The organism is Paenibacillus sp. PDC88 (assembly GCF_900106725.1).
GTDB classification, from domain to species: Bacteria; Bacillota; Bacilli; order Paenibacillales; family Paenibacillaceae; genus Paenibacillus; species Paenibacillus shunpengii.
The window spans coordinates 49,082-59,977 of sequence record NZ_FNNT01000016.1 but is presented as its reverse complement, the minus strand read 5'-3'; the positions used below and the strand labels follow the sequence as shown (position 1 = coordinate 59,977).

Annotated in this window: 12 protein-coding genes and 1 other RNA gene; 4 read left to right on the top strand and 9 right to left on the bottom strand. The window is 39.1% G+C overall.

The window, feature by feature from the left end:
* Positions 1–251: 251 nt before the first annotated feature.
* Positions 252–461: a sigma factor-like helix-turn-helix DNA-binding protein gene (locus BLW49_RS29565; protein ID WP_076315578.1), complete on the top strand. Its 210-nt coding sequence runs from the start codon at positions 252–254 to the stop codon at positions 459–461.
* Between the two features lie 260 nt (positions 462–721).
* Here the strand turns inward: BLW49_RS29565 and BLW49_RS26810 are convergent, their stop codons facing one another.
* Complete coding sequence (locus BLW49_RS26810; protein WP_090727934.1) at positions 722–1,225, bottom strand: hypothetical protein; 504 nt, start codon at positions 1,223–1,225, stop codon at positions 722–724.
* Between the two features lie 101 nt (positions 1,226–1,326).
* A complete protein-coding gene (locus BLW49_RS26805; RefSeq protein ID WP_090727933.1) occupies positions 1,327–2,358 on the bottom strand; it encodes a hypothetical protein in 1,032 nt (343 codons plus the stop codon).
* Between the two features lie 350 nt (positions 2,359–2,708).
* On the opposite strand from BLW49_RS26805, the gene BLW49_RS26800 reads away from it, so the two are divergent.
* From BLW49_RS26800 to BLW49_RS26790, 3 genes are all read left to right on the top strand, one after another.
* Positions 2,709–3,401 carry a hypothetical protein gene (locus BLW49_RS26800; protein WP_218145905.1) on the top strand — a complete coding sequence of 231 codons (693 nt, stop codon included), beginning with the start codon at positions 2,709–2,711 and terminating at the stop codon, positions 3,399–3,401.
* 493 nt (positions 3,402–3,894) lie between these two features.
* Positions 3,895–4,158, top strand: coding sequence for an AbrB/MazE/SpoVT family DNA-binding domain-containing protein (locus BLW49_RS26795; RefSeq protein ID WP_090727931.1), 264 nt, complete (start codon positions 3,895–3,897; stop codon positions 4,156–4,158).
* The gene (locus BLW49_RS26790; RefSeq protein ID WP_090727929.1) at positions 4,155–4,562 is read left to right on the top strand and encodes a type II toxin-antitoxin system death-on-curing family toxin; all 408 of its coding nucleotides are present in this window, start codon (positions 4,155–4,157) and stop codon (positions 4,560–4,562) included. The genes BLW49_RS26795 and BLW49_RS26790 overlap by 4 nt, the downstream gene beginning before the upstream one ends.
* A gap of 38 nt (positions 4,563–4,600) precedes the next feature.
* On the opposite strand, the gene BLW49_RS26785 is transcribed toward BLW49_RS26790, so the two are convergent.
* From BLW49_RS26785 to smpB, 7 genes are all read right to left on the bottom strand, one after another.
* Positions 4,601–5,167, bottom strand: coding sequence for a PepSY domain-containing protein (locus BLW49_RS26785; protein ID WP_090727928.1), 567 nt, complete (start codon positions 5,165–5,167; stop codon positions 4,601–4,603).
* A 523-nt stretch (positions 5,168–5,690) separates the two neighbouring features.
* Complete coding sequence (locus tag BLW49_RS26780; RefSeq protein ID WP_090727926.1) at positions 5,691–6,722, bottom strand: linear amide C-N hydrolase; 1,032 nt, start codon at positions 6,720–6,722, stop codon at positions 5,691–5,693.
* A 109-nt stretch (positions 6,723–6,831) separates the two neighbouring features.
* Complete coding sequence (locus BLW49_RS26775) at positions 6,832–7,722, bottom strand: AraC family transcriptional regulator (protein WP_090727924.1); 891 nt, start codon at positions 7,720–7,722, stop codon at positions 6,832–6,834.
* 362 nt (positions 7,723–8,084) lie between these two features.
* The gene (locus tag BLW49_RS26770) at positions 8,085–9,023 is read right to left on the bottom strand and encodes a metal-dependent hydrolase (protein WP_090727923.1); all 939 of its coding nucleotides are present in this window, start codon (positions 9,021–9,023) and stop codon (positions 8,085–8,087) included.
* 365 nt (positions 9,024–9,388) lie between these two features.
* The gene (locus BLW49_RS26765) at positions 9,389–9,586 is read right to left on the bottom strand and encodes a hypothetical protein (RefSeq protein WP_090727921.1); all 198 of its coding nucleotides are present in this window, start codon (positions 9,584–9,586) and stop codon (positions 9,389–9,391) included.
* Between the two features lie 96 nt (positions 9,587–9,682).
* Positions 9,683–10,046, bottom strand: a transfer-messenger RNA (tmRNA) gene (gene ssrA, locus BLW49_RS26760).
* A gap of 310 nt (positions 10,047–10,356) precedes the next feature.
* Complete coding sequence (smpB, locus tag BLW49_RS26755) at positions 10,357–10,836, bottom strand: SsrA-binding protein SmpB (protein WP_090727920.1); 480 nt, start codon at positions 10,834–10,836, stop codon at positions 10,357–10,359.
* Positions 10,837–10,896: the final 60 nt, after the last annotated feature.

The following is a 10,896-nucleotide window of genomic DNA, read 5'->3' as shown; positions in this document are numbered from 1 at the left end:
TTTTTGAGGCAATGACCTCGTGCGTAACCCCATCATAACGAGGCGTTCTTTTTTATTCAAACTCCAAATATTCGTATTACAGGAATTCTAACGGGCAAGTTAGGTTAAAGAGGTTCAAGGGTTCTTTTTTGTTGACTTTTAAATGTTATGAAAAGATCTTATCTCAATGTTATTGTTCAGAGTAAAATGAGGGAGTACATATTAAGAAGGGGGAACCTGCATGAGCTGGGAAACGATAAAATGAAGATGAATTGCTTATTGAGATTAAGAAGCAATATGCACAAGAACAAGCTTTAAATGGAATAGATCTATCGAAAGATAAAAGAAAAAAAGAATTGATTTACATAATTCATAAATTGATAGAGAGAGTACCAAGCCTTACACAACATGAGATAGCTTCAAGAGTTAATGTGAGCCAATCAAGAGTGAGTCAAATTCTAAAGATCATTAAGAAAAAATGAAATAATTAAAAGTCCCTGAGTACTGCTGTACTCCAGGGACTTTTTTAACCAGCCGTAAATTCATTCTTCGATAGTTAAGGAGTAATGACGAAAATAGTTGAAGAAACGAAAAAGAATAAAATTATTCATAACTTTTAGCGAGTTCAAGGGTTCTTAATATCCAAGGAGAGGAGTGTGATTGACTAAGACCAAATCATTTCGTTGAGAAGGTTATTTGGTAAGCCTATTTTTAGTATACAGCAGTCCCAACGAATGATTGCTTAAAAAACTACAAAACTGGAGCCAAAGTCTTTTTTCATTTTTTCTAATGTTGATAATGCGTCTTTGTATGTGGAACCCGTCACTATATATCTAACCTTTGTCTGAACATCTAGAATTGTTATATTATTAAAGTCATCATCAAACCAAATAATACCTAACATAGAAACATTGTCCGGAGGGTTTTTGGAAAGATCATTGTATACTAAATTGCCCATATTAATACCATTCTTTTTCTCTAAAATATATGTATCAAGTGTCTCCCCGTTTTCAGATACTTCATTTCCATTAATTATAATTGAGCCTTTAAAAACATGATCTCGAAATAATGGTCGATAAAGTATGCCATTAATTTGAATATGAGTTTCCTGAAATGTTGAAGAATTATTATAAGAGAAAGTTCCGGCAGACCTTACTACTTCAACTTTATTAGGGAATTTATAAAAAAACAAAAAAATCACCAACAATAAAATTGGAATCAAAGAATATTTCAAAAAATTTCTCACACTTACATCTCCTTTAACACCAAATAAGATTTGTGCAACAGATAAGTAATTACACAAATCTTATTCAGCATTAATCCAATTAATAACTTGAAATAATTCTATTAAGGCATTGTTATAGGTGAAGCGGGTGTAGCAACAGGTATCAGACCAACCCTTTTATCTTGATACCCCTTAATTTCAGCAAACGTTATATAGGCATTTCTTGGTGCAGACGGATCAAGATAAGCGGCAACAGCGAATGAGCCGTTTCTATGTGCAGTTGTACTGTGGTAGGTGAATAGTCTACTTCCATTTAAATTCTTTACGCTTTTTACTGCTCCACTTGACTTATAACTAAATGAAGGCATTGTCCAAGAAGCATCACCGCTAATAGAGGATGACATAAATGTCAATTCTTGATTTGAATCTGGATCACTCTTTTTCTTTACATACATAAAATCTATATTTTCGAACCATGAAACAGTATAGTTAGAGGTGACATCGGTTATTACCGTAGTTCTTCCGAAATTTGCATCAGTGATAAAATTATACACTGCATCAAAGAAGGTTATTGAAGCATCAACAGGTTTACCAATTGTAGAAGCGCCTTCTTTTACAAGAGTCCCAACCAATTTTACAGCAGCAGCTTGCACTTCGCTAGAACTTTGCGTTACTCCAGTTTGAACTCCCCATAGTATGGATTTCGTGCTATTAGGCTCCGCTGTCAGGTGTTGAACTTCGTATGTAACCCCGTTTTTCACCCATGAATTTCGAAAACTTGACCAAACATATTTTGGATTTGTTGGCAATGCTATTTGAGGTGTGGGTCCATTATATGTTTTTTTAGCAATTTCCATTTTTTCAGCAACTTGAGCTTGAGTCAAGAATTCAACCCCAAGTGCTTCTAATTCTTTTCCTAGTTTTTCATATTCTTCTTGGTACCCTTCCTTTTTTTGTGCTAAAACTAGACTTCTTTGTTCGTATAATCCTTTAATTTTCTCATCTACGCTTATTGAATTTAGTGGAACAATATCAGCACTCACTACAAGATCATCGGAAGCTAAAGCGACGCTTGAAATACTGAATAACAATGTACCAATTAATAAACTTGAGAGAAATCCTTTGACTCTTTTTCGTTGCCACTTTTTAATCAATAAAATCAGCTCCTAAGATTTTTTGATCATTGGTACTCATTTAATTCGTAGATGATATGATCTAACTTTATTTTACAATATTTTTCATTAAATTCAATATTAATTACTAGATCCATTATCTTTAAATTCAATAAAATAAAAACGATCTTCTATTTCGTTCGGATTTTCATATTGTGTATACTCTTTAACAAAGTCCAATCTCACTTCTTGGCCCTAAGATTGATAGCAAAGCAATTTCATAAGTAATTGTCAATCTGCAAAAAGCCCAAAATAGGTGCCCTCAGGTACAATGGGCAAACCCCCAACATAGCATATTACATAATCAGATCAAACAAAGGAGAAGATCCTTAATGTATCCTTATCATTGTGTACCTTCTAGCTATATCCCGAATGAGTATCGTCAGTTACTTCCATCCCAAACCTTAAATTTTCCATTTGGACAGCAGGACTTGGGAGTCGAGTGGCATGAGCAAGAGGGATCTTGGAGCGGCTTGTGGCGCCGGCGGGGAAACAGCAATATTTTTGATGCAAGATGGACGATGCCTGGTACGAATGCAACACCAATCACAGCAGTTTTGACAATTTATATCTTCGGTAATTTTGTGTATGTTCAGCGTCGGAACAGCAGTGATGGCAATAACTGTGACTACACCGGCACTCTCTCCTCAGATGGACGCAGGGTTGCTGGAACGTTTAGATGCAATCAAGGCGGAGGTACTTGGACTGCCACGATTGTACGACGTGAAAGGCCCCGTCTAGGACGAGTTTGGTACGAACAAGAAGACGGCTGGAGCGGGGTATGGACGCGCCGAGGAAACAGCAATATTTTTGATGCAAGGTGGACGATGCAAGGTGCGCAGGATATTACAGCTGTACTGACGATCAATATATCCGGCAACAACGTGCAGGTGTTACGAAGAAACAGCAGCGATGGCAATAACTGTACCTACACCGGCACCCTTGCTGCAGACGGCAGAACCGTTACAGGAACCTATACCTGTACGCAAGGCGGCGGATCTTGGAGAGCAACGATTACTTTTTGATTTGTTGAACGGACTAGGACTGCCTGTATTTCTTCCAGATACAAAAAAGGACCCATTATTCGCTGGGTCTTTTTTTGTTAACCTCTGCCCTTTCCTGAAGATCTCACTTAAATGTATCCGGGTATTGGGCTAACGCTAACTGATCTTCGATCGGAAACACATCGCTTATCGGTTTATAACTTAATTGAATGATCCTTTCATTATCCAATGTTGTGTACGGTTTGAAATGACCCTCGATAGATCCTTTAAGTGTATTATTCAGCGATAAGCAGCGAATCGAGGCGGCATTGAAAAATCGAAGTTTTTGAAATCAATGGATTAGCGGATTTTTAGGTTTTTGATGTCAAACACAATACGCTTTAGAAGCAAACATTTTACATACAAGCAGCTACAGAAGCAGACCGTGTGAATGAACCTTAAAAGTGATTGAACCCTTTAATTATAATTGTATAATTGTTATAACAGTTGAATAAGATGATAAGGAGGAATTCTAATGAATAGGATGATAGAGATGGAGCGAAAAGTAACGAAGTTCGGTAACAGCTTAGGTATCACCATGACGGATGCTTTGAAGCAAATTGGATTGGAGCAAGGCGATACAGTGAGTATTGATGTTAATCCTGCAACAGGCGAAATCCTCATTAAAAAGTCAACAAAGGTTTCTCTACCTGAAGGGATTAGTGTAGACTTCATGGATACTTTGACAGATGTCATTGAAGAATACGATCAGACATTACGAGGACTGAAAGACAGATGACGTCCACTCGTTATTTATCCGTTCAAGAAGTAATAGCTATTAACGTAGCTATGATTCAACGCTACAGCCCAGGTGAACAGATAGGAGTTAAAGAACCTGGGTTGCTTGAATCAGCAGTGCATCGACCTCAGCATTCCATTTTGGGCAAAGATGCATATCCTACTATAATGGAGAAGGCTTCGGCTTTATTTGAATCTTTGGGTCAGAATCACCCTTTTCACAACGCTAATAAACGGACCGCTTTTACAGCACTGGTCATATTTCTGCGTTATAATCACCTGCAATTCAAAATGGATCCCAAGCAAGCCGAAGATTTTACGGTTGACATGGTAAACCATCATATCGACCGTCAACAAGTAGTTAAGATTATCGAAGCTCATTCTATTAATCTACTAGAATCATAGAACACAAATCCCATCAGGATATCTGGTGGGATTCTTCATTACCTATAGGTGAATGATAATAGTGATTTGCCAGAATTAGCATCGATGACTACATTAAACTGGCTATATGTCGGGGCTTCCTTCCCTTTCATTGCGTGTCCTGTACCTTTTATATCGAAAAATGTAACAATGTATACAGGTGTATTTAACAAAAAACCATCCTTCTTTAATTGGCTGTTACGAATTAACGCTTCTTCGGTAAAGGCATTCATAAATGGATAACTAAAAAGCTGATATTCCGCTTCTATTGAGCTAGCTTCCTTAGCAAACTTGGGACTTTTAGCTGAAGCAATGTTGATCGCTTCTTCTACGCTTACTTTTGGAGCAAATAAAGGGGGACTTAGCTTCATTCCGAGAAACTTTAATCGATCCTTGTCATGGAGAGTTATCACTTCAGATGCTGTGGTCGCATCATATGTATTTATATCAAATGGAACGTCTACTTGCTGTATTTCCTCTACAGCTTGCAATGATATGTCACTGGTCTGAGCTAAAGCGGTTCCAGGTGCTTTTAATACAACAGCAGCTGACAACAGAAATGCGAAGAATATATGGGTGCGTTTCATTATAATAACTCCCTCTGTAACCATGTACTGATGATCCAGTCTATTATAAACAACAGAAGAGAATCTCATTCTAATGCTTCAATACAAATGTCCCCGAGCAATCTGATCTGGATCAACAAGATTCCCCCAACTAGTCCCGCATTTGCATACTTAGTGTTCTCTTTCCAGCACCATTAGTTCCAGCGAAAACGGTCATAATCGGTTTAATGTCATCAAACTTGTTTCCTTGCACGTCTTCTCGTATACGTTTGTTATTTTTTATATAGTAAATAGACGCACCTAAATCTTTAGCTTAACGTACATGTTGGTTTGCTATTTTTTTAAAACTTCTCGGAGTTGTTCTCGATTAATAACCATCTAAAGTTCCGCCGTTCTGATTGAGTTTCAACAATTAGTGTTAACAAACTAAAAAACCACCAACCAGATAATCTGGTTGATGGCCTTTGAGTACTTAGAAATGGAAGCGAGGGCCTCCATACTCGCTGGGTCCTTTTTTGTTAACCTCTGCCCTTTCCTGAAGATCTCACTTAAATGTATCCGGGTATTGGGCTAACGCTAACTGATCTTTGATCGGAAACACATCGCTTATCGGTTTATAACTTAATTGAATGATCCTTTCATTATCCAATGTTGTATACGGTTTGAAATGACATTCGATAGATCCTTTAAGTGTATTATCCAGCGATAAGCAGCGAATCGAGGCGGCATGGGAAAAATCGATTTTTTTTAAATCAATCGAGCGAATTTCCTTATTGCCATAATCGTTATAGTGGATTATTAAGTTCTTGATGTCAAACACAATACTCCAATAGGTGAGTGTGGACGGAATTCCGTCACCGATCCAGCTCCAATCTACGGATGGCTTCACCGCAATATCTTCTAACACACAAAATGCTTCTTCTACCGAAAGAGGCGACGTGTTATCTAATCGGCACTTATCCTCCACAAGGCGATAACCTAAGGTAAAACGGTCAAGAGATGTGACCTTTCGGGATAATTGCGGAATTGGAATATCTTGAAATTGATTGGCGTACGCCAATGATTTCTCGAAGCTCGTATTGGTAAGTGAAAAATAGGGTGCATCCTGAGTTACATGTGCTCTTCCCTCAATAAATTCGATAATTGCTGTCTGACCCGTTGCATCTGCAATCATATAGTGGAGTTCATACAAGGTTTTTTCTAACCTGATGTGATCTAGATGATAAATTACTTCTTCTACGGAAGCATATTGATCTAGCTGATATTGTATCCATTGCAGTTCATTCAGGGCAGGTCTGCTGTCCGTTTGCGGATATAGCCCGTCTTCATGATACATCATCGCAATCGTGAGTCCCTTCTCATTCATCCCGTTCATCGGCAGCTCACGGCCAAACTGCGTAAAGGTAATGTTTCCATACTTTGTTTTCCAGCGAACCCCTTTCGTCCCGTCAGCCTTGAAAGACTCTTTCATGAGGTCCCTCGTACTTACAACAATTAAGCCATGTCCATAGTAAAAATCGTAATTGTGCCCCAGTAACATCACTTCTTCATTTTTCATCGCAAATGTGGTACACATCTCTCGATTCCCTCCAATAAAAAAGCTTCCTGATCATCAAATTAACAGGTTGTTAACTTGAAATTTACCAGAAAGCCGTTATCGGTTTTTGATTCTGATTGCTACATTGTTATCGAATGGAGAAAGATATTTCCATATGTGAATTTTCATGGAATGGTCCTTTAAAATCTGCACCGTACCTTTCAAGAAGAAAGTCTTTTGTTAATTCATATGATTGATAAGGGATGCGATAACGATACAAAAAATGATATGTATTTATAATTTTCTCTTCTTCCCCCATGAACAATCTGCCCTTATGTGTATAAGTCACTACTTTTGCATACTCAATACACTTTGCTGTCATTCCATTCGGCACATAAGCCGTGTCATAAACCTCCAATGCGATTAACTCTTTATATTTGGGAATATCTCCGGAATAATCTATTCCATAACAGATGCGAAATATGGTTTCGTTTACGATGTTAGGTATTCGCTCTGCTTCCTTTAAAAAAAGCTCCATTGCGTCAACGACACTGTACGCCTGCTCATCTGTCATTTCCCGTTCTATTCCTATCAGCTTGAGGTCCTGTATGATCTCAACCTTCTCGTTTACAACAATTTTTCCGTTCATACTCTTAATATCAAGTCTGAGAGAATCCACATTCATCTTGCCTGTTGCGCGCAGCGCCCAATCCACATTATTGGTTTTTCGAAATGCAGCTGGGGTACAGTGGAACAACTTTTTGAAATTACGCGTGAATACTTCCTGTGAGTTAAATCCATATCTTGTCGCTATGGTTAATATATCATCATTTGTGGTACAGAGGTGCTCTGCGGCCTTGCTCAACTTCCTCTCCTTCATATACTCATGAACTGTCATACCCACAATTGCTTTGAAAAGACGATAGAAATGAAACTTAGAAACGTGAGAACTGCGAATTGCCTCATCGACATCGGTATCATCTTCAATATGTGTCTCGATATAATCAACAACTTTTTGAATACGATGAAAATAATCCAATGATCGTTCTCCTCTCTCACTGTACGTCTGCTATATATGTAAATACAACAACAATTCAACTTAATATAGCCCATGTCAATACTACTACTATACCGGTGTAGAAAAAGGCTGAATACAACTTGTCTAAATGCCTGTACGTTTCCTTGAGGCTGCTCAGCACTAGAAATAGTATAGATAACAGTAGAAGTATAATCCCTAATATTCTTAGAAGTTCGATCAAAGTATGCAAAAGAATCATTCCTTCGTATCGTCATTAATTCCTGTTAATCCTGTTATGATATCCTAACAATAGAAATAGGAGCCGTGCTGAAAAGAGCGTATGAATGACACTGCATATCTTAATCGGTAATAACAAATTCACACTAGTCATCAGACTGCCTCAACAGAATTTCTTCCCACTCGCCATTTAAAGTTTCTTTGAAGATATGAAGATTACCCTCATGCTCTCCCATAATAAAGTTGAATCCCGTTTCTGTCCAATCATCAATAACGGATAGACTACCATTTGATTTAGCTGAATACATAAAACTATACTTTCCATGTACTAATGTAATGTCACGTGCAACTGGATAAAAATCGTACCAGAACAGCTCATCTGTTTTCTGCCCAAGAATACCTGCATCCCCACCTCTTGAAAAATGGGAGCTGCTAATTTCAAACCTGAAATCCAACCAATGTAAGGGGTTTAACGGGAATTCATAATGATGATCAGGTTCCACTGTGATATATGACTTTTCCCAAACAGGATACTGAACCCGCACTTTTTCTTCGATGATCTCTTTTGCCGTTACTCGAAATACTAGGTATATTAGTACGAATAGTATTGAAGTTATTACAGGTGATTTAGATTTATTGCTTAAAAGCAAACTCCATACAAGGCCGATAACCAATGGAAACCATATCCACGGATCACCTAAAGTAATAGCTCCCATAATAAAGGACTTATCGCTAACCGGATAAAATGCTGGTATATCATGCCCCATGTAGTCTAAAAACAAATGTCCAAATAAGACAGACAAAATCGAAGATCCCCAAATTAATTTAAATGATGCCTTTTTATAGAACTGTTTTGTTAAATAAGCCACACCTAACGCTTGAAAAGGGGCAATTAGTACCGAATGGGACCATGGAGCTGTACTTCTATCCCCCAAAAAATCAGGAATTATCCCACAAAGGGCACCTGAACAGAGGCATACAACACGGTCTTTCCAATTGTTCTTTGGCAAAAAGCAGTATGCAATAATTGCCCCCAAAAGTGCATGTGATAAGACATGAAAAAACAAATATAGATAAGGATCCATTGGAACTGCACCTTCTTTGATTTACTGATTAGCATTATGCATACCACTTTCATCTTCTATATGCTCTATAACATAGAAGATATTTCCTACTATATTATTTTTTCAGCATATCCTCTTTTCCTTCAGAGCTGTCAATGAAACATCATTCAGAAGATGTTCACCGTCTATTTCTTTTTCTTCTAACGTTACCATTAAAAACTCCATCAACAAAACCAAAAACCACCAATCAGAACTTCTGGTTGGTGGTTCTTTAAGCACTTTAAATGAAGTCGAGGGGGAGTCGAACCCCTGTCCGAAGGTAAGCTTCTTAGCGTGCTACTTCTAGCACCATTAGTTCCAGCGAAACTATCATAATCGGTTTAATGTCATTCATGGTATTCAAATTCCTGACGTTGTCCGGATTCATCAAACACAATTTCAAACTTGTTTCCTTGCGCGTCTTCTCGTATACGTTTGTTATTTTTTATATAGTAGATAGAAGCACCTAAATCTTTCGCTTGCTTACGTGCATGTTGGTTTGCTTTTTTTAGAACTTCTTGGAGCTGTTCTCGATTAACAACCATCTGAAGTCCCTCCGTTCCGATTGAGTTTCAACGATTATATCACAAACTAAAAAACCACCAACCAGATGATCTGGCTGATGGCCTTTGAGTACTTAGAAATGGAGGCGAGGGGAGTCGAACCCCTGTCCGAAGATAACGCCACATAAGCTTCTACGGGTGTAGTCACAGTTTTGATGTCACCCGAGTAGCGCCCCGTAACCGGCTCTACGTTGGGTCAGCCTGTTTGTCTTCTTCAGCTAGCCGCAGGCGGAGACTAGACAGCGTATCCCACTAAAGTTGGGCCCTCATCCCGGTACATGGGCGATACAGAGCGAGAGCACGCACGCAGGTTATTAAGCTGCGAAAGCGTAGTTGTTTTGTTGTTTGCCGTTTAATAGGCTTTAGCGTTGATGAAGCGGACGCGTCCCCACTACCCGCTACTCATGCTCGAACTATCCCCGTCGAATCCAAAAACGCCCCCTTGTTATAAAGGGCCTCCTGGATAGATCGGATCAATAAGAGCACCAGTAGATCTATTCCGCATCCTTCCCCTCCATGGTGAAAGGATGACTAGAAGCAATTGGTTATACCAGAGCACTTGTTCTCTCTCGTACTTCCTTAGTATATCACAATAATATATATAATGCGACTTACTCCAATCTATAACTTGCAGGTAAACAAGGAGAGAGTTGGAAAAGCGCGTCATACCTAACCTATTCTGACCAGCTGCAACAGAGCTAACTCAGACATTAAATGTCACTTCATTCGTTCAAAAGCACCGCTAAATCAACTTACCGAGCAACCTTCTGCTTCTCGCGCAGTGCACGCTGGATATCACGCTGTGCATCCCGCTTCGCGGCGGTGTCACGTTTATCATATTGCTTCTTACCTTTACCTAGTCCAAGCAGCAGCTTCGCATATCCATTGCGAACGTAAATCTTGAGCGGCACGATGGAGTATCCTTCCTGCTTCGACAGACCCAGCAGCTTGTTAATCTGTGCCTTGTGCAAGAGCAGCTTACGCGTACGCGTAGGATCTTCCGGGTTATTGCGGTTCCCTTGCTCGAACGGGCTGATATGCATGTTATGAATATGGATCTCGCCGTTCCGAATGGTCGCAAACGCATCTCCAATATTCGCACGCCCATTCCGCAGAGACTTGATCTCTGTCCCAGTCAGCACCATTCCTGCTTCATACGTATCCTCGATGAAATAGTCATGGGAAGCCTTCTTATTCTGCGCTAATACCTTGCCGTCATTCTTCTTCGCCATGTTCTCTTCACCTCTTCGTATCGTATTGTAGCAAGCACTGACGGTCATTTCGTCTATAAG

What these genes read in the sequence shown, in the direction of transcription:
- smpB (WP_090727920.1), bottom strand. Translation starts at nt 10,836, where the DNA reads ATGGCGAAGAAGAATGACGGCAAGGTATTAGCGCAGAATAAGAAGGCT.
- BLW49_RS26765 (WP_090727921.1), bottom strand. Translation starts at nt 9,586, where the DNA reads ATGGTTGTTAATCGAGAACAGCTCCAAGAAGTTCTAAAAAAAGCAAAC.
- BLW49_RS26770 (WP_090727923.1), bottom strand. Translation starts at nt 9,023, where the DNA reads ATGGATCCTTATCTATATTTGTTTTTTCATGTCTTATCACATGCACTT.
- BLW49_RS26785 (WP_090727928.1), bottom strand. Translation starts at nt 5,167, where the DNA reads ATGAAACGCACCCATATATTCTTCGCATTTCTGTTGTCAGCTGCTGTT.
- BLW49_RS26790 (WP_090727929.1), top strand. Translation starts at nt 4,155, where the DNA reads ATGACGTCCACTCGTTATTTATCCGTTCAAGAAGTAATAGCTATTAAC.
- BLW49_RS26780 (WP_090727926.1), bottom strand. Translation starts at nt 6,722, where the DNA reads ATGTGTACCACATTTGCGATGAAAAATGAAGAAGTGATGTTACTGGGG.
- BLW49_RS26800 (WP_218145905.1), top strand. Translation starts at nt 2,709, where the DNA reads ATGTATCCTTATCATTGTGTACCTTCTAGCTATATCCCGAATGAGTAT.
- BLW49_RS26795 (WP_090727931.1), top strand. Translation starts at nt 3,895, where the DNA reads ATGAATAGGATGATAGAGATGGAGCGAAAAGTAACGAAGTTCGGTAAC.